Source organism: Arthrobacter sp. Hor0625 (assembly GCF_052567525.1).
In genome coordinates this window covers 938,527-955,057 of record NZ_CP199586.1, presented here as the reverse complement: position 1 = coordinate 955,057, position 16,531 = coordinate 938,527, and the positions used below count along the sequence as shown (strand labels likewise).

Here is a 16,531-nt window from a genome sequence, read left to right as displayed (position 1 = left end):
CACGACGAAGGACGGGCCCGCGACGGCCGGTATGGTTTGGAAATGTGGGTGGACCGGTTCCTGCCCGGTCATAACCAGTCTACCAAGCCCCGCCGCGTGCCCGGCGTGTCGCGGCGGCGGCTACCAGAGCCGGGCGCTCGCCCGCCGTGCGCCCTCGCCGAGCGCCTCGAGCTTGGCGAAGGCGATTTGCGGGTGGACGCGGCCGCCGAGGCCGCAGTCCGTGGAAGCGATCACGTTCTCGCGGCCCACCAGTTCGGCGAAGCGCACAATCCGGTCCGCCACCAGATCGGGGTGCTCGACGACGTTCGTGGCGTGCGAGACGACCCCGGGAATGATCGACTTGCCCTCGGGAAGCTTGGTGTCTTCCCAGACGCGCCACTCGTGTTCGTGCCGGACGTTCGCCGCTTCGAAGGAGTACGCGCCGGCGTTGACCTGCAGCACCGAGTCGATGATGTCCGCGAAGGGAATGTCCGTGGTGTGCGGGCCGTGCCAGGAGCCCCAGCAGACGTGCAGCCGGATTTGCTCCTGCGGAAGGTCGCGCAGGGCCCAGTTGGTGGCCTCGACCCGGAGCTGGATGAACTTCAGGTAGTCCTCGAGGCTCGGTTCCGGGTTGATCTGGTCCCAGCTCTCGGCCAGCGACGGGTCGTCCAGCTGGACGGTCAGGCCGGCGTCGATGATGGCCTTGTACTCCTCGCGCATGGCGTCGGCGCAGGCGTAGAGGAGCTCCTCGTCGCTCTGGTAGTACTCGTTGGCCACGCGGGCGCAGGAACCGGGGGAGAGGGACGCGACGAAGCCTTCCGTCAGCCCTGCCGCGGCGAGGCCGGTCTTGAGGTTGGCCACGTCCGAGCCGACGAGCGCCTGCCCGGTGTAGGTCAGTGGCCCGGCAATCTTCGGCTGGGTGACGGCCTTGCGGTGGGCCAGGATCCCGGAGGAGGGGTCGTTGTAGGCGTCATTGAACTTCTGCCGGTCGCGGCGGTCCGGGAAGGAGGTCAGGACGATGTGGCCGGGTGAGGACCGGTGCACCTGCGCGTCGGCCCAGCGGTCGACGTCGGTCGGTTCCAGGCCGCCGAGCCGCGAGAACGAGTAGTTCCACCAGGCGCCGTAGTCGACCGAACTGGACATCGTGTGCCCGTATTCGCCGTCGTTGGGGATGTCGATGCCCAGGTCCTTCTGGCGCTGGACGACGTCGGCCACGGAGGTCTCCAGCAGGTCCAGGAATTCGGGCGTGATCCCGTCGGCTTCCTTCGCCTCGTTCGCCGCGATCAGCTCCGGGGTGCGGGGCAACGAGCCGGCATGGGTGACGCGGATGTGGTCGGTGTTCTGGGACATGGCAGGGTTCCTTTCCATCGGTCCTGGCGGTAGCACCGGGTGCCGGCCGCGGCGTCCGCGAAAAGCGGGCCGGAACGGCGGGGTTGCTGCGGCGTCAACGGTCCAGGTCCCTCGGCCGCTCGGGATGGTCACTCCCACTTAATTCCACGCCGGCCCGGGCCGCAAGTCATGCCCGCTATATGTCGGCGGCCCGCGGACCGCGGCCGGAAACGGTGCCGCCCGGCGTTTTCGGCTAAACTTGGGTGGTAAGAGCCCCGGACCCTGGCGTTGATGGCAAGAGCAACAGCGGTAGATTCGGGGCATTCTCATGAACGGCGCTGAGCTGCGTTGACCACCCGGCGGACCACGTCCGGTGACTCAGTCGGAGTCCGGCCCGAACGAATGGGGGAGGATCCCATGCCAGCAATCGTGATCGTCGGAGCCCAGTGGGGCGACGAGGGCAAAGGTAAGGCCACCGACCTGCTCGGCGGCCGCGTCGACTACGTCGTCAAGCCCAACGGCGGCAACAACGCCGGCCACACCGTCGTCGTGGGCGGTGAGAAGTATGAGCTGAAGCTCCTTCCGGCCGGCATCCTGAGCCCGAACGCTGTCCCGGTGATCGGCAACGGTTGCGTGGTGAACCTCGAAGCCCTGTTCCAGGAGATCGACGGCCTCGAAGCCCGCGGCGCGGACACCTCCCGGCTGCGCGTCTCGGCCAACGCCCACCTCGTGGCCCCCTACCACCAGGTGCTGGACAAGGTCACCGAACGGTTCCTGGGCAGCCGAGCCATCGGCACCACCGGCCGCGGCATCGGTCCGGCCTACATGGACAAGGTGGCCCGCCTCGGCATCCGCGTCCAGGACGTCTTTGACGCCTCCATCCTGCGCCAGAAGGTCGAAGGCTCGCTGCGGCAGAAGAACGAGCTGCTGGTCAAGGTCTACAACCGCCGGGACATCGAGGTGGACGAGATCGTGGACTACTTCCTGTCGTTCGCCGAACGCCTCCGCCCGCTGGTCATCGACAGCACCTTCGTGCTGAACAAGGCGCTGGACGAGGGCAAGGTGGTCCTCATGGAGGGCGGCCAGGCCACGTTCCTCGACGTCGACCACGGCACCTACCCGTTCGTGACCTCCTCCAACCCGACCGCCGGCGGCGCCTCCGTCGGCTCCGGCATCGGCCCCACCCGGATCTCCCGGTCGATCGGCATCATCAAGGCCTACACCACCCGCGTCGGCGCCGGCCCGTTCCCCACGGAACTCTTCGACGACATGGGCGTCTACCTGCAGAAGACCGGCGGCGAGTTCGGCGTCAACACCGGCCGGCCGCGCCGCTGCGGCTGGTACGACGCGGTCCTGGCGCGCCACGCCTCCCGCGTGAACGGCTTCACCGACTACTTCGTCACCAAGCTGGACGTGCTCACCGGTATCGAGCAGATCCCGGTCTGCGTGGCCTACGACGTCGACGGCGTCCGGCACGATGAAATGCCGATGACGCAGACCGAGTTCCACCACGCGAAGCCGATCTTCGAATACTTCGAGGGATGGACCGAGGACATCACCGGCGCCCGCACCTTGGACGACCTGCCGGAGAACGCCCGGAACTACGTGCTGGCCCTGGAGAAGCTTTCCGGCACCCGCTTCTCCGCGATCGGCGTCGGCCCGGACCGCGACCAGACGATCGTGGTCAACGACCTGATCAACGACTAGCGGTACCGCGCAGGCGCGCGGTCCCGGACGCACGAGGCGGCGGCCCCCGGAAAGGGGGCCGCCGCCGTCGTATTTAACTCCCCCCGAAAAAAGAAAAAAGAATTTTCGGCGGGCGCGTAACCTTTCGGCACGTCCGGGCGATTACTCCTTTGTAAACGCCGCCCGGACCTGGTCCCCCCACTACGGACGGACGGCCTTACAGGGAAGATACGTCGGGTGCCTGCCCCATCAGGCCCCGCGCTTCGAAAGAAGGATCCGACGGGTACCTGCCCCCATCAGGTGCCGACTGGAACCCGAGTGCAGGCTGGCGCCTGCCCCCATCAGGCGCCGGCCAGCCTTCAACCAACCAAAGGATGTACGTTTTTCATGAAGAGTGTTAGCAAGACCACCAAGATTGCTGTCGGCGCCGCTATTCTGGCGGTCGGAGGGTTCTCCGGCATCGGCCTGGCCAACGCGGCACAGGTTTCGAACACCCAGCAGGCTGAAGTGAACCAGGCTACGCCCGCCACCCCGGCCGTTCCCGCCGTTCCGGCCACGGAGCTGCCCGCTGTCCCCGCCACCCCGGCCGTTCCCGCCGTTCCTGCCGCCCCGAGCGTTGACGGCGCTGCCAAGGGCGACGTCGACGCCGACGTCGAAGCTACCGAGGACGCCGAAGGCGCCGCCAAGGGCTCCGTCTCCGCCGACAAGGACGGTGCAGCCGTTGATGCGTCCGTCGAAGGTGCCGCCAACGCCAAGGGCGCTGCCGAGGCCAAGGCCCACGCCGGCGTGACCCTGGCCACCCCGGCCATTCCCTCCGCTGACGGCGCAGCCGCCACCCGCGCTGTTCCGGCCGTTCCGGCCAAGCCGTCGGTTGAGCTGCCGAAGCTCGACAAGTAAGCACTGAACGCCTCCCCTCGGAGGTGACGGGGTGCGGCCGCTAGACTATCGGGGGCCGCACCCCCAGCAGTAACGGAAGGAACGCCTCTTGGCAGACCAGCTGAGCGATGACGAGTTGTCAGCCGCCTTGGCTGGCGACCCCTCCGGTTTCAGCGCTGTCTACACGGTGGTTTCCCCTGCGGTACTTGGCTACTTCCGGGCCAAGGGCGTGGACGACGCCGAGGCGCTGACCCAGGACGTCTTCGTCGATGTACTGCCAAAACTGGCCGGCGTCACCGGGGGCCACAAGGGGTTACGGACTTTCATTTTTTCGGTCGCCCACGCCAGGCTGGTCGACCATCACAGGCGCTCCGAACGGACGCCGCACCTGGCCGAGTATGACCCGCTGAGCGACGCCCGGCATTCGGCCTCGGCCGAGGATGAGGCGCTCGGCTCGCTCGGCGGCCTCTCCCACACACTGTCCCTGCTCAACGAGGAGCAACGGGAAGTCCTGGTTCTGCGGATCGTCGCGGACCTATCCATCGAACAGGTGGCCGGCATCATGGGCAAGACCCCCGGTGCCATCAAACAGCTTCAGCGGCGCGGGCTCAGTGCCCTGCGCGAACTGGTAACCGAAAAGGACCACGCAGCATCATGACCGGCACGCGCAACACCCAGCAGGATGGCAGCATCCAGGCGATGCTCCGTGACTCCGGCCTCGAAGCAGCTACCGAGCTGCGCAGCACCCTGGAGGGGCTCCAGGCGCTCGTCCCGGACGAGGCGCCCGCACCCCGGGCCGACCTCGCCGCGCTGCTGGCCTCCGGCGCGCCGGCCGCCTCCGGGGCTCCGGCGGCTGCCGCCAGCGTGGTCAGTCTGGCCGACCGCCGCCGCGGCCACAAACGCCGGATGGCCCTGATCGGGGGCGCCGTCGTCGGTGCCATGAGCCTGGGTGCCGGCGCCGTGGCCGCCTCCAGCCCGGACTTCCGCGAGAACGTGGGCCACACCTTTACCGTGCTCTTCACGCCGGCAAAGCCTGCCCCGGCTCCGGCGGCACCCGCCGGGAGCGCGCCCGCGGACCTTCCCGCTGCCCCGGTGCCCGTCCCGGCCGGAGCCTCGCCGACCGGAACCGCCCCCGCCGCTGCCGTCCCGGCGCCGCCGTCGCCCCTGGCCACCGTTCCGGCGCCGCGGCATCACGCCCCGGAGGGCACACATCCGGCCGTGACACCCCCGGCTGTCGGGCGCGGAGGGGTGCTCCCGACGCCGGACAAGCGTCCGGTTATCCCCGGCCTGCCGGGCCAGAACGGCCGAGGCATCCCGGCCAGCCCGCTCCCTACGGTCCCCGCCCTCCCGGAACTTCCGAAGACGTCGTCAGGCTCCTGACACCGTTTTAACCCAGCCAGCCCGCAGTTCATTGCCACTGGGATACCCCGGACGACAATGAACTGCGGGCTGGCTGGGTTCCGCTACGGCCTAGGCGAGGACCTGCCGTTTCGAGGAGATGACTCCGGTGTCGAAGCCGGCCAAGTGCAGGCCGCCGTGGAAACGGGCATGCTCGATCTTCACGCAGCGGTCCATGACGACGTCGAGCCCGGCCGCCTCTGCTTCCTTCGCGACGTCCTCGTGCCAGGAGCCCAGCTGCAGCCACAGCGTCTTGGCGCCCGCGGCGATGGCTTCATCGAGCACACCGGGCAGGTCGTCATGCTTGCGGAAGACATCGACGATGTCCGGGCTCTCCGGCAGGTCGGCAAGGGACGCGTACGTCGGTTCGCCCAGGATCTCCTTCACAACCGGGTTCACGAAGTAGACCTTGTAGCGGGTCGAGGACTGCAGGTAGGTCGCCACGAAGTAGCTGGCCCGGGACGGCTTGTCCGAGGCGCCGACGATGGCGATCGACCTGGCCTGGCGCAACAGGTTCAGGCTTTCCGGCGCGGAGGGACCGGTCCAGGTGCGGGTATCTTCGCTGCTCATGCGTGTGCTCCGATCGTGCAGGTTTCTGCGGCCGGTTCTTCCGAGGCTGGCTCCTCAGACGCCGCGTCCAGGGCCTGGTCCAGGTCCCAGAGGATGTCCTCGATGTCTTCCAGTCCCACCGAGATCCGGACCAGATCTTCGGGCACCCCGGCGGATTCGAGCTGTTCGGGGCTCAGCTGCTGGTGCGTGGTGGAGCCGGGGTGGATGACGAGGGTCCGGGAGTCGCCGACGTTGGCCAGGTGCGAGGCCAGCTGCAGGGACTCAATGAACTTCTGCCCCGCGGCGCGGCCGCCCTTCACCCCGAAGGAGAACACCGAGCCCGGTCCCAGCGGCAGGTACTTGCGGGCCCGTTCGAAGTGCGGGTGCGAGGGCAGGCCCGAGTAGTTCACGTACGCCACGCGCTCGTCGGCTTCGAGCCATTCGGCCACGGCCTGGGCGTTCTTCAGGTGCTCGTCGAGGCGCTGCGGGAGCGTCTCGACGCCCTGCAGCAGCTGGAACGCGGACTGCGGCGAGAGCGCCGGCCCGATGTCGCGCAGCTGTTCGCAGCGCAGCTTGGTGAGGAAGCCGTACTCGCCGAAGTTCCCCCACCAGGAGACGTTGCCGTAGGAGGCCACCGGTTCGGTCATGGTGGGGAACTTGCCATTGCCCCAGTTGAAGCGGCCGCTTTCGACGACGACGCCGCCGAGGGTGGTGCCGTGCCCGCCCAGGAACTTGGTGGCGGAGTGGATCACGATGTCCGCCCCGTGCTCGATCGGCCGCACGAGGTAGGGGGTGCTCAGGGTGGCGTCGACGACGAGCGGGATGCCGGCGTCGTGCGCCACCTTCGCCAGCCCCGCGAGGTCCTGGACCTCCGAGGACGGGTTGGCCACCACCTCGACGAAGATCGCCTTGGTGTTCTCGCGGATGGCCGCGGCGTAGTCCGCAGGGTTGGTGCCGGGCACGAAGGTCGTGTCCACCCCGAAGCGGCGCAGCGTGACGTCCAGCTGGGTCACGGTGCCGCCGTACAGCTGGGAGGAAGCCACGAGGTGGTCACCGGCCTGGGTGAGCGCGGCGAAGGTGACGAACTCCGCGGCCATGCCGGAGGAGGTGGCCACCGCGCCGATGCCGCCGTCGAGGGACGCCACGCGCTCCTCGAACGCGGCCACCGTGGGGTTGCCGATCCGGGAGTAGATGTTGCCGTACTTCTGCAGGGCGAAGAGGTTGGCCGCGTCCTGGGTGTCCTTGAACACGAACGAGGTGGTCTGGTAGATCGGCACCGCCCGGGCGCCGTGCTCGGCGTCGGGGGTACCGCCGGCGTGCAGGGCGCGGGTGCGGAACCCGAAGGTACGGTCGGCCATTATGCGTTTACCTCAATCTTGGTTGCCGGGATGGAGGACACGTCCAGTTCGGTGCCGTGCTTGCGGGCGAGGTCGGCCTCGAGTTCGCGCACGATCGGCAGGACGTCCTTGCCGAACGCGGCCACTTCCTCCTGGAAGTGCAGGTAGCAGGTGAGGAGCAGGTTCACGCCGATCTTCTTGTACTCGACGATCCGTTCCGCGATCTGCTCCGGGGTGCCGATGAGCTGGGTCTTGAAGCCGTCGTTGTACTGGATCAGGTCCTCGAAGCTGGAGTCGGCCCACATGCCCTTGCCGTCCTTGGTGGACGCGCCGGCTTCCTGAACGGCGTCGCGGAACCCTTCGACGGCGGGTTTGTGCGCCTTCGCGACGATCTCGCGGAGGGTTTCGCGGGCCTCCTTCTCGGAGTCCCGGGCGATGACGAAGCCGTTCAGGCCGAACCTTGGAGCGGGGAGGGCGCCTTCGGTCCCGCGCTTGGTTTCGCCAGCCGCGGCGACGACGCCGGCGATGTTCTCCTTGAAGCCGTCGAGGTCCTTGCCGTTGGAGAAGTACCAGTCCGCGACCCGGCCGGCCGTGGCCTGCGCCGCGGTGGAGTTCCCGCCAAAGAAAATCTCCGGGTGCGCCCGGCCGGGAACGTCCAGCGGGGCCGGCTGCAGGGTGAAATCGTTGATGTTGTAGTACTTGCCGGACTGGCTGAAGTTCTTCTCGGTCAGCAGGCCGCGGAGCACCCGGATGAACTCCTCGGTGCGGACGTACCGCTCGTCGTGTTCGAGCCATTCGAGGCCGAAGTTTTCGAACTCCGCCTTGAGCCAGCCGGAGACGATGTTCACGGCGGCGCGGCCGTTGGAGATGTGGTCCGCGGTGATCAGGTACTTCGCCAGCACGCCGGGGTGCCACATGCCGGGGTGGACGGCCGCGATGACCTTGAGCCGCTCGGTGGCGGCCAGCAGGCCGAGGCTGAACGAGGTCGCCTCGTGCTGCTTGTCCGCGCCGTAGGAGGCGGCGTAGCGGGTCTGGGTCAGGGCGTACTCGAAGCCGGAATCCTCCGCGATCCGGGCCAGCTTCTTGTTGTAGTCGAAGTCCCAGCCGGTGCGCTGTTCGATGGTGGAGACCACGAGGCCGCCGGAGACGTTGGGGACCCAGTAGGCGAACTTGAGCGGTTCGGAAAGACGGGCGACGCTGCTGATGTCAGTCATGGGGGTTCCTTACTTCTGGGGTGTTTCGGTGGTGTTGCGTTCACACAGGACGGTTTGGATGCCGGCGATGGAGGGCTCGTTCTGCAGCGAGGTGGTGTCGCCGAGGTCGCTGCCCTCGAACAGCTGCGTTAGCAGCCGCCGCATGATCTTGCCGCTGCGGGTCTTCGGCACATCGGGAACGACGACGACGTCGCGCGGCTTCGCGATCGGCCCGATCGCCTTCGCGACGTGGTTCCGCAGTTCCTCAGCAAATGAATTTGGGCCCACGCCCGCAGGGTTCCCTGCCCGAGCTTGGGAGGGTAGGGGGCGGGTGGGGACCACGAACGCCACGATCGCGTGGCCGGTCTTCGGATCGGCGACCGGGCAGACGCCGGCCTCCACCACGTCCGGGTGCGAGACGAGGGCGGATTCGATCTCGATCGTGGAGAGCAGGTGCCCGGAGACGTTGAGGGTGTCGTCGACCCGCCCCAGGATCCAGATGTCGCCGTCGTCGTCGTACTTGGCGCCGTCGCCGGCGAGGAACCAGCCCTGCTCCGCGTACTGGCGCCAGTACGAGTCGTAGTAGCGCTGCGGGTTCCCCCACACGGTCCGGGCGATCGCCGGGCCCGGGGCGTCCACCACGATGAAGCCCTGCACGCCGGGCGGAACCGGCGCCCCGGCCTCGTCCACGATGCGTGCGCCGACGCCGGGCAGCGGCCGGGCGGCGCAGCCCGGCTTAAACGCGGTGTCGGTCGGGGCGGGGGAGAGGATCGTGGCGCCGGTCTCGGACTGCCACCAGGTGTCCACCACGGGGGCGGTGCCGGCGCCCACGTTGTCCCGGAGCCAGCGCCAGGCCTCGGGGTTGACGGCCTCGCCGACGGTGCCGAGCAGGCGGATGGAGGATAGGTCGTAGTCGGCCGGGACGCCGTCCGGGAACCAGCCCATCAGCGACCGGACCAGGGTGGGCGCGGTGTAGTACTGCGTGACCCGGTACCGTTCGATGATTTCGAAGTGCCGGCCCGGGTGCGGGGTGTTCGGCGTGCCCTCGAAGATCACCTGGGTGGCGCCGTTGGAGAGCGGGCCGTAGAGCTCGTAGGTGTGGGCGGTGACCCAGGCCAGGTCCGCGGTGCACCAGTGGACGTCGTGTTCGCGCCGGGCCGGGTCCGGGTGGCTGAAGAGGTGCTCGAAGCTCCAGGACGCCTGCGTCAGGTAGCCGCCGGAGGTGTGGACCAGGCCCTTGGGCTTCCCGGTGGTTCCGGAGGTGTACATGATGAACAGCGGCGTCTCGGCGTCGAAGGCTTCGGCGTCGTGGACGTCGGAGGCGCGCCCGAGGGCGTCGTGCCACCACACGTCGCGGCCCGGGGCCATCGGGACGCTGTCCAGGTCTTCGGGCGCGGTGGTGCGGTTGACCACCAGCACGTGCTCGACCGCGTTGTCCCCGGCGACGGCGGCGTCGGCGTTGGCCTTCACCGGGACCGCGGTGCCGCGGCGGAACTGCCCGTCGGTGGTCACCAGCAGCTTGGCGCCGGTGTCCTCGACCCGGAACTTCAGCGCCTCGGCGGAGAACCCGCCGAACACCAGCGAGTGGACCGCGCCGATCCGCGCCACGGCCAGGGTGATGACCACGGTTTCGGGGATCACGGGCAGGTAGATGACCACCCGGTCGCCCTTGCCGATGCCGAGGTCCAGCAGGGCATTGGCGGCCCTGGCGACCTCGCGCTGCAGCTGCGCGTAGGTGATGGTGCGGCGGTCGCCCGGTTCGCCCTCGAAGTACAGCGCCACCTTGTCCCCGCGTCCCGCCGCTACATGGCGGTCGACGCAGTTGTAGGCGACGTTGAGCTTTCCGCCGTCGAACCAGCTGATCTCCGGTCCCGCGCCGGCCTGCGGATCCGCCGGAACGAGGCGGTGTGCCGTGTGCCAGGGTTTGCCGGCGCCGGACGATCCGCCCGGCGCGTCCTGCCAGTCCAGCCGCAGGGCGGCCTCTTCCCAGAACGCGATGCGTTCGGCCTCTGTATCCGGGGCATTGTTCAGCGGGGCCGGCGTCACGGTCTCAGGCAGTGTCACGCCCATCGTTTCACCGCCCACTTTTCCGCCAGGCCCAGCAGGGCATCGGTGATTTTGCCGATCACGGCGAGCAGCACGATGGCGAGCAGGAGCCGGTCCGTGCGGCCGTTGTTCTGCGAGTCCGTGAGCAGGAAGCCCAGGCCCATCGAGGAGGCGATCAGTTCCGCGGCCACCAGGAACAGCCACGCCTGGGCCAGGGCCAGGCGGAGTCCGGAGAAGACTGCAGGCACGACGGCCGGGAGCTGGACCGTGGTCAGCAGTTTCACGCCCTTGAGCCCGAAGGCGCGGGCGGCTTCCACGAGGTTCCGGTCCACGTGGCGCAGGGCCAGGGAGACGGTGGTGAAGACCGGGAAGAACGCCCCGATCAGGATCAGGGTGACCTTGGAGTCCTCACCGATCTTCATCCAGAGGATCAGCAGGGGCACCCAGGCCAGGGACGGGACGGCGCGCAGGGCCCCGATTGTCGGCGCCAGCAGCGCGTCGGCCACCCGGGACAGGCCCACAAGTGAACCGAACACCAGGCCCAGGGCGGCGCCGGCTGCGAAGCCGATCAGCACGCGCTGGGTGGAGATGGCGATGTGTTGGCCGAGCTGGCCGCGCTGGATCAGGTCGAGCCCGGCATCCAGCACCATCGCCGGGGGCGGGAGCTGGACCACGCTGAACAGCCCGGCAGCGGTGGACAGCTGCCAGGCCGTCAGGACGGCGGCGGGAAGGATCAGTCCAAGGAGCAGGCGCGCCCAGCCGTTGGCCAGGATCCCGGCGGGGGACCATCCGTTCGCCGGGGTTCCGGGCCCGCCCGTAACGGGCGAGTCCGGCCGGGCGGCGCCTGCTGGAGTTGCGGGGACGGCTGCAGCGCGCCCGTCCACAACACTGGTGCCGGTGGGCAAGGAAGTTCCGAAGCGGGGCATCAGGAATCCTTGATGGCGGAGGCGTCCGCCTTCTTCACCAGCGAGTCATCGAGAAGGGACGCGACGGCGTCGTCGATCTGCTTCTGGTTCGCCACATCCCCGGTCTCCACAAAGCTCGGACCGATCTTGGCCAGGACCTTGCGCTGGGCTTCACCCGGTGCCGGGTCGACGTCGAGGTTGCTGCGCTGCAGCACCACCGTCTTGGCGACGGCCAGGTCCAGCCCGGCGGCGTCGGCCAGGATCCGGGCGGTCTCGTCCGGGTTCGCGGCGGCCCAGGCGCGGGCCTTCTCGTAGGCATTGACGACGGCCTGGGCCTGCGCCGGCTTGTCCTTCAGGAACGACTCGGTGGCGTTGAGGAAACCGTAGGTGTTGAAGGAGAGGTTGCGGTAGAAGAGCGTGGCGCCCTTCTGCTCCGCTCCGGCCATGATCGGGTCCAGGCCGGACCAGGCGTCCACGGAGCCGTTTTCGAGCGCGGTGCGGCCGTCGGCGTGCTGCAGGTTCTGGACCGTGACGTCCTTTGCGGACAGGCCGGCCTCGGACAGGGACTGCAGCAGGAAGAAGTACGGGTCGGTGCCCTTGGTCGCGGCCACGGACTTGCCCTTCAGATCCGCCACCTTGGAGATGCCGGAGCCGGGCTTGGTGACCAGGGCGGCCCATTCGGGCTGGGAGAAAATATCGATGGTCTTGATCGGCGAGCCGTTGGCTTTGGCCAGCAGGGCGGCGGAACCGGCGGTGGATCCGACGTCGACGGCGCCGGAGCGGAGCGCCTCGTTGGCCTTGTTGGACCCGGCGGACTGGACCCATTTGACGGTGACGCCCTGGTCCTTCAGTGCCGTCTCCAGCCAGCCCTTTTTCTTGATCACGAGGCTCAGCGGGTTGTACGTGGCGAAGTCGATGTTCAGGGTGGCGCCGCCCGCGGCGCCGGCGGTGCCGGCCGCGGCGGGATTGCCCGATCCCTCCCCGGCGACGCAGCCGGTGAGGGCCAGGGCGGCGGAAACGGCGGCGGCCGTGAGAACCGAACGGCGGGTGGTGGTGCGGGCATTGGTGGGGGCGAAAGGCATGGTGGGTCCTTTGGGAAACGTGCGAACGGTGCGGATGATCAGGAAGAGCGGGGTTGTCGGGGCGCAGCGGCCGGGCCGGGCGGCGGGTGCCGACCGCGCAGCGGCGTGTGCGGAGCCCCGCAGGGGCGGGAGGGTTGCCGGGGAGGGCTAGTGTCCGTCGACGCCGAGGCTGGCCAGCAGCGAGGCCCGCATTCGGGCCAGCTCGGCCGAGGCCCGGTCGCGGGGGCGTTCGCCGGGGACGACGACGCTGCGCACGATCGTCGCGCCCGCGACGGCAGTGGCGCCCTTCGGTGCGCCGGGTTCCGGGGAGGTCTCTTTGCCGAGGACGATGATCCGGTCGGCCAGCTGGAGCGCCTCGTCGACGTCGTGGGTCACCAGCAGGACGGTCGTCGGCTCCGCCCGGTGGACCTCCAGCAGCAGATCCTGCATCTTGATCCGGGTCAGGGCATCGAGTGCCCCGAAGGGCTCGTCGAGCAGCAGCACGCCGGGGTTGCGGGCCAGGGCGCGGGCCAGGGAGGCGCGCTGGGCCATGCCGCCGGAGACCTCGCGCGGCCGGTGCTTGGCGAAGTCCTGCAGGCCGACGAGGTCCAGGAGCCGGGCAACCTTGGCTTTGCCGTCACGGGCGCTGAGCCCGGGCGGCAGCCCGATGGCGATGTTGGCCTGCAGGGTGTGCCACGGCAGCAGGCGCGGTTCCTGGAAGGCGAAGGCGCAGCGCGGGTCCACGCCCCGGACGTCCGAACCGTCGATGTGGACGCTTCCGGCGCTCGGCGCGTCCAGGCCCGCGGCGGCCCGGAGCAGGGTGGATTTGCCGCAACCGGAGGCGCCGAGGATGGCCAGGACCTCGCCGGCGCGGACGTCGAAGCTCACGTCGCGCAGGACGGTGTGGGCTTCGGCCCCGGCACCGAACGTGCGGCGCAGGCCGCGGAAGGACACCGGCAGGGCGGAGGAATGGGCGGCGGCGGACGAATCCGCCGTGGCCCGGGGCGCTTTGGACAGGACAGCAGTCATAGGGTTACTCCATCGGTCCTGGCAGTAGCACCCTACGGAACGAGCCTCCGGTCCGGGTGGTCAATCCGGCCGTTCCCGTGGCTCGCTGCCTTGCTATCGGCGGTCTCCCGGGAGGAGATCCGACGACCAGGGTTGCTGCGGCTTCATCGATCCAGGTCTCTCAGCCGCTCGGGATGGTCACTACCCACTAAAACCGAAACGCCGGATTCGCCCAAATCCGACGCGTAATATTCGGACACGTCGCCCCCGCTGCCCGGTCTGCCATCCGAATGTTCGGCAGTGCTGCATCGGCCCCAGGGCGGGGCCCGGGCCCGCGGCGGCGGCACGTAGGCTGTGCACATGACGCACGTCAACGATCCCGAAGTCATTGAACGGCTCCTGCGTACCAAAGGTCGGTGGGCCGTCGTCGGCCTGACCACCAACGAATGGCGCGCCGCCTACGACACGTCCCTCTACATCCGCGACCGGCTCGGCATGGAGATCATCCCGGTCAACCTGCCCGGGGACTCCGTCCACGGCGAGACCGGGTACACGAAGCTGGCAGACATTCCGGCGTCCAAGCACCCGCTCGACGTCGTCGACTGCTTCGTGAATTCCCACAAGGTCGGCCCGGTGGTGGACCAGGCCATCGCCGCCGGCGCGAAGGCCGTCTGGCTTCAGCTGGGCGTGATCGACGAGGCAGCCGCCGCGCGGGCGAAGGCTGCCGGACTGGACGTGGTCATGAACGCCTGCCCCGCTCAGGAAGCGCCGCGGCTCGGGCTCTGACCGACCGCCGCGGTGCGTCGGCGGCCGTCCGGCTAGGCTGGGAGCATGGATCCAGCAGCGCTCCGCGGGCTATGTCTGGCTTTTCCGGGCGCCTACGAGGACTATCCGTTCGGTCCCGAGACCGCGGTCTTCAAAGTCCGTGCCGCAGTACCCGGCGGCTCCCGGCACGAGGCGAAGATGTTCGCGCTCTCGGCCATGGACCCCCAGGACTTTTCGGTCAGCCTGAAATGCGAACCGGCCCTGGCCGAGCAGTTGCGTACGGCCCACCCCGAGATCACGGGCGCCTGGCACCTGAACAAGAAGCACTGGAATGGCGTCCGGCTGGACGGTGAGCTCCCGGATGCGATGATCCGCGACCTCGTGGAGGACTCCTATGACCTCGTCGTCGCCACCCTGACCCGCCGCCAGCAGGTGCAGCTGGGCTGGGCGCGGCTGGCCCGCGGGGAGCCCCGGCCGTGACCGGGCCTCGGATCGCCGGCGGCGAACTGAACTACGCGGGGATCGGGGCCACCGAAGGCGGCCCGTTGCCGGAAGGGACCGAGGCCCTGGTCACCCAGGCCTACGTGGGCGACGGGGAAGCCGCCTACCGGCGGGCCGTCCAGGGCATGCTGACCTGGCAGCTGCAGAAACGGGCCGGGCTGCGGGTCAAGGCGGAGTCCGACGTCGTGCGCCCCGGGACACGGGTGGTGAGCGGCTTCGGCGTCGGGCCGTTCCGGATCAACGCGCCCTGCGAGGTGGTGTGGGTGCGCCGGCCGGTCCCCGGCGGCGGTCCGCAGTCCGCGGGGTTCGGCTACGGGACCCTGCCGGGGCACCCGGTCCGCGGAGAGGAGTCGTTCGAGATTTCGCTGGACGAACAGGGGAGGGTGTTGATCACAGTCACCGCCTTCGGGGTTCCGGCCAACTGGTTCTACGCCGCAGGGAGCGCCGTCACCGCCCGGGCGCGCCGGCACATCACTTCCCGATACCTTAGGAGTGCACGGGAACTGGCCGCAGGTTGACTGAGCAGGAGCAGGTGAATGCTGAACCAAGAGACCCTTGACCGTTTGTGGGACTTCGATGATCCCGCCCTTTCGGAGTCCCGCTTCCGCGCGGCGCTCGCGGACCCGGGCTACGACGGCGACGAACGCGCCGAGCTCGCCACCCAGCTGGGCCGGGCCATCGGGCTCCAGGGCCGCTACGAGGAAGCCGACGCGCTGCTGGACGGCATCGACGCCGACGAGCCCACCGTGGCCGTCCGGGTCCTGCTGGAACGCGGCCGGGTGCTGAACTCCGGCGGCCACGCGGAGATGGCGGTCCCGCTCCTGGAGCAGGCCGCCGAACTCGCCGACCACCTCGGCGAGGAGTTCCTGGCCGTGGACGCCCTGCACATGCTCGCGATCGCCGATACCGCCCATACCGAGCCCTGGACCCGCAGCGCCCTGGAATACGCCTCCACGGTCCACGACGTTCGGACCCGGCGGTGGATGGTGGCCCTGCACAACAACCTGGGCTGGACCCTCCACGAGGCTGGCCGCTGCGCCGAGGCCATGGTGGAGTTCCAGCTCGCGGAGCAGTGGGCCGAGCGGGTGGGCACCCCGCAGCAGCAGGAACGCGCCCGGGCGGCCATCGCGGCCTGCTGAGCGCCGCCGCCAACTGCAAGAATGGAAGACCCCAACCCGAACCGAAAGGCGCAGCCGTGATCTTCATCGTCGTTAAATTCAAGGTCAAGCCCGACTGGTCCGAGCGCTGGCTCGGCCTGGTCGAGGACTTCACGCAGGCCACCCGGAAGGAGCCGGGCAACCTGTGGTTCGACTGGTCCCGCAGCGTTGAGGACCCCAATGAGTTCGTCCTGGTCGAAGCCTTCAAGGACGACGCCGCCGGGGACCACGTCAACAGCGCCCACTTCAAGCAGGCCATGGCCGACATGCCGCAGGCGCTGGCGGAAACCCCGCGGATCATCAGCCGCCAGCTCGACGGCGAAGGCTGGGACCGGATGGGCGAGCTCACCATCTAGTCCGCCCGTCTCACCGATTGGTGGGAAAATTCAGTCATGTGGATCGGCTGGATTGAATTCGATGTCCTCCTCGGCGACGTGCACAGCCTGAAGGAGAAGCGCTCCGTGGTCCGCCCGGTGCTGGCCGAGCTCAAACGCCGCTTCGAGGTGTCCGTGACCGAGGCGGAGTACCACGACCAGTACCGACGGACCGTGATCGGCGCCGGAATGGTCGCGGCGGACCGGGCGCACCTGGTGGAGGTGCTGGCCGCCGTCGAACGCTTCGTGGCCGCGCGCCCCGAACTCGAACTGCTCAGCGCCCGCCAGCGCGAACTCCGCAGCGACGACTGACCCCCTGAAAGCGCGAACGGACACTTGAGGCCCTTAACAAAGGGCCTCAAGTGTC

At 69.1% G+C, this 16,531-nt stretch carries 18 protein-coding genes; 10 read left to right on the top strand and 8 right to left on the bottom strand.

Going from position 1 to position 16,531, the window contains the following annotated elements; translation table 11 throughout:
- Positions 1-120: 120 nt before the first annotated feature.
- Complete coding sequence (locus ACTWLI_RS04225; protein ID WP_445155429.1) at positions 121-1,329, bottom strand: cobalamin-independent methionine synthase II family protein; 1,209 nt, start codon at positions 1,327-1,329, stop codon at positions 121-123.
- A gap of 396 nt (positions 1,330-1,725) precedes the next feature.
- Here ACTWLI_RS04225 and ACTWLI_RS04220 point away from each other — a divergent pair, with 396 nt between their 5' ends.
- The 4 genes from ACTWLI_RS04220 to ACTWLI_RS04205 all read left to right on the top strand — a co-directional run bounded on the left by ACTWLI_RS04220 (position 1,726) and on the right by ACTWLI_RS04205 (position 5,250).
- Positions 1,726-3,015, top strand: a complete 1,290-nt coding sequence (locus tag ACTWLI_RS04220; RefSeq protein WP_445155428.1) for an adenylosuccinate synthase — start codon at positions 1,726-1,728, stop codon at positions 3,013-3,015.
- Positions 3,016-3,381: 366 nt separating this feature from the next.
- Positions 3,382-3,891 carry a hypothetical protein gene (locus ACTWLI_RS04215; protein ID WP_445155427.1) on the top strand — a complete coding sequence of 170 codons (510 nt, stop codon included), beginning with the start codon at positions 3,382-3,384 and terminating at the stop codon, positions 3,889-3,891.
- Between the two features lie 88 nt (positions 3,892-3,979).
- Positions 3,980-4,528, top strand: a complete 549-nt coding sequence (locus ACTWLI_RS04210; RefSeq protein WP_445155426.1) for an RNA polymerase sigma factor — start codon at positions 3,980-3,982, stop codon at positions 4,526-4,528.
- Positions 4,525-5,250, top strand: coding sequence for a hypothetical protein (locus tag ACTWLI_RS04205; protein WP_445155425.1), 726 nt, complete (start codon positions 4,525-4,527; stop codon positions 5,248-5,250). Before ACTWLI_RS04210 ends, ACTWLI_RS04205 begins: the two co-directional genes overlap by 4 nt.
- Positions 5,251-5,340: 90 nt before the next feature.
- Here the strand turns inward: ACTWLI_RS04205 and ACTWLI_RS04200 are convergent, their stop codons facing one another.
- The 7 genes from ACTWLI_RS04200 to ACTWLI_RS04170 all read right to left on the bottom strand — a co-directional run bounded on the left by ACTWLI_RS04200 (position 5,341) and on the right by ACTWLI_RS04170 (position 13,388).
- The gene (locus ACTWLI_RS04200; RefSeq protein WP_445155424.1) at positions 5,341-5,838 is read right to left on the bottom strand and encodes a CoA-binding protein; all 498 of its coding nucleotides are present in this window, start codon (positions 5,836-5,838) and stop codon (positions 5,341-5,343) included.
- A complete protein-coding gene (locus ACTWLI_RS04195) occupies positions 5,835-7,175 on the bottom strand; it encodes an O-acetylhomoserine aminocarboxypropyltransferase/cysteine synthase family protein (protein ID WP_445155423.1) in 1,341 nt (446 codons plus the stop codon). Before ACTWLI_RS04195 ends, ACTWLI_RS04200 begins: the two co-directional genes overlap by 4 nt.
- Positions 7,175-8,368 carry a dimethylsulfone monooxygenase SfnG gene (gene sfnG, locus ACTWLI_RS04190; protein ID WP_445155422.1) on the bottom strand — a complete coding sequence of 398 codons (1,194 nt, stop codon included), beginning with the start codon at positions 8,366-8,368 and terminating at the stop codon, positions 7,175-7,177. Before sfnG ends, ACTWLI_RS04195 begins: the two co-directional genes overlap by 1 nt.
- A 9-nt stretch (positions 8,369-8,377) precedes the next feature.
- Positions 8,378-10,417: an acetate--CoA ligase gene (gene acs, locus ACTWLI_RS04185; RefSeq protein ID WP_445155421.1), complete on the bottom strand. Its 2,040-nt coding sequence runs from the start codon at positions 10,415-10,417 to the stop codon at positions 8,378-8,380.
- Positions 10,408-11,319 carry an ABC transporter permease gene (locus ACTWLI_RS04180; RefSeq protein ID WP_445155420.1) on the bottom strand — a complete coding sequence of 304 codons (912 nt, stop codon included), beginning with the start codon at positions 11,317-11,319 and terminating at the stop codon, positions 10,408-10,410. Before ACTWLI_RS04180 ends, acs begins: the two co-directional genes overlap by 10 nt.
- Complete coding sequence (locus ACTWLI_RS04175) at positions 11,319-12,380, bottom strand: aliphatic sulfonate ABC transporter substrate-binding protein (RefSeq protein ID WP_445155419.1); 1,062 nt, start codon at positions 12,378-12,380, stop codon at positions 11,319-11,321. The genes ACTWLI_RS04180 and ACTWLI_RS04175 overlap by 1 nt, the downstream gene beginning before the upstream one ends.
- Before the next feature lie 147 nt (positions 12,381-12,527).
- Positions 12,528-13,388, bottom strand: a complete 861-nt coding sequence (locus ACTWLI_RS04170; protein WP_445155418.1) for an ABC transporter ATP-binding protein — start codon at positions 13,386-13,388, stop codon at positions 12,528-12,530.
- Positions 13,389-13,727: 339 nt separating this feature from the next.
- Here ACTWLI_RS04170 and ACTWLI_RS04165 point away from each other — a divergent pair, with 339 nt between their 5' ends.
- The 6 genes from ACTWLI_RS04165 to ACTWLI_RS04140 are packed head-to-tail and all read left to right on the top strand — an operon-like array spanning position 13,728 to position 16,476.
- Positions 13,728-14,153 (top strand): CoA-binding protein, encoded by a 426-nt coding sequence (locus ACTWLI_RS04165; protein WP_445155417.1) that lies wholly within the window; start codon positions 13,728-13,730, stop codon positions 14,151-14,153.
- Positions 14,154-14,198: 45 nt separating this feature from the next.
- Positions 14,199-14,612, top strand: a complete 414-nt coding sequence (locus ACTWLI_RS04160; RefSeq protein WP_445155416.1) for an MmcQ/YjbR family DNA-binding protein — start codon at positions 14,199-14,201, stop codon at positions 14,610-14,612.
- The gene (locus ACTWLI_RS04155) at positions 14,609-15,151 is read left to right on the top strand and encodes a DUF1990 family protein (protein ID WP_445155415.1); all 543 of its coding nucleotides are present in this window, start codon (positions 14,609-14,611) and stop codon (positions 15,149-15,151) included. The genes ACTWLI_RS04160 and ACTWLI_RS04155 overlap by 4 nt, the downstream gene beginning before the upstream one ends.
- An 18-nt stretch (positions 15,152-15,169) precedes the next feature.
- Positions 15,170-15,772 carry a hypothetical protein gene (locus ACTWLI_RS04150; protein ID WP_445155414.1) on the top strand — a complete coding sequence of 201 codons (603 nt, stop codon included), beginning with the start codon at positions 15,170-15,172 and terminating at the stop codon, positions 15,770-15,772.
- A 56-nt stretch (positions 15,773-15,828) separates the two neighbouring features.
- Positions 15,829-16,146 (top strand): putative quinol monooxygenase, encoded by a 318-nt coding sequence (locus ACTWLI_RS04145; RefSeq protein ID WP_346924528.1) that lies wholly within the window; start codon positions 15,829-15,831, stop codon positions 16,144-16,146.
- A 36-nt stretch (positions 16,147-16,182) separates the two neighbouring features.
- Positions 16,183-16,476 (top strand): DUF503 domain-containing protein, encoded by a 294-nt coding sequence (locus tag ACTWLI_RS04140; RefSeq protein WP_445155413.1) that lies wholly within the window; start codon positions 16,183-16,185, stop codon positions 16,474-16,476.
- Positions 16,477-16,531: the final 55 nt, after the last annotated feature.

What these genes read in the sequence shown, in the direction of transcription:
- ACTWLI_RS04225 (WP_445155429.1), bottom strand. Translation starts at nt 1,329, where the DNA reads ATGTCCCAGAACACCGACCACATCCGCGTCACCCATGCCGGCTCGTTG.
- ACTWLI_RS04220 (WP_445155428.1), top strand. Translation starts at nt 1,726, where the DNA reads ATGCCAGCAATCGTGATCGTCGGAGCCCAGTGGGGCGACGAGGGCAAA.
- ACTWLI_RS04215 (WP_445155427.1), top strand. Translation starts at nt 3,382, where the DNA reads ATGAAGAGTGTTAGCAAGACCACCAAGATTGCTGTCGGCGCCGCTATT.
- ACTWLI_RS04205 (WP_445155425.1), top strand. Translation starts at nt 4,525, where the DNA reads ATGACCGGCACGCGCAACACCCAGCAGGATGGCAGCATCCAGGCGATG.
- ACTWLI_RS04200 (WP_445155424.1), bottom strand. Translation starts at nt 5,838, where the DNA reads ATGAGCAGCGAAGATACCCGCACCTGGACCGGTCCCTCCGCGCCGGAA.
- ACTWLI_RS04195 (WP_445155423.1), bottom strand. Translation starts at nt 7,175, where the DNA reads ATGGCCGACCGTACCTTCGGGTTCCGCACCCGCGCCCTGCACGCCGGC.
- sfnG (WP_445155422.1), bottom strand. Translation starts at nt 8,368, where the DNA reads ATGACTGACATCAGCAGCGTCGCCCGTCTTTCCGAACCGCTCAAGTTC.
- acs (WP_445155421.1), bottom strand. Translation starts at nt 10,417, where the DNA reads ATGGGCGTGACACTGCCTGAGACCGTGACGCCGGCCCCGCTGAACAAT.
- ACTWLI_RS04180 (WP_445155420.1), bottom strand. Translation starts at nt 11,319, where the DNA reads ATGCCCCGCTTCGGAACTTCCTTGCCCACCGGCACCAGTGTTGTGGAC.
- ACTWLI_RS04175 (WP_445155419.1), bottom strand. Translation starts at nt 12,380, where the DNA reads ATGCCTTTCGCCCCCACCAATGCCCGCACCACCACCCGCCGTTCGGTT.
- ACTWLI_RS04170 (WP_445155418.1), bottom strand. Translation starts at nt 13,388, where the DNA reads ATGACTGCTGTCCTGTCCAAAGCGCCCCGGGCCACGGCGGATTCGTCC.
- ACTWLI_RS04165 (WP_445155417.1), top strand. Translation starts at nt 13,728, where the DNA reads ATGACGCACGTCAACGATCCCGAAGTCATTGAACGGCTCCTGCGTACC.
- ACTWLI_RS04160 (WP_445155416.1), top strand. Translation starts at nt 14,199, where the DNA reads ATGGATCCAGCAGCGCTCCGCGGGCTATGTCTGGCTTTTCCGGGCGCC.
- ACTWLI_RS04150 (WP_445155414.1), top strand. Translation starts at nt 15,170, where the DNA reads ATGCTGAACCAAGAGACCCTTGACCGTTTGTGGGACTTCGATGATCCC.
- ACTWLI_RS04140 (WP_445155413.1), top strand. Translation starts at nt 16,183, where the DNA reads ATGTGGATCGGCTGGATTGAATTCGATGTCCTCCTCGGCGACGTGCAC.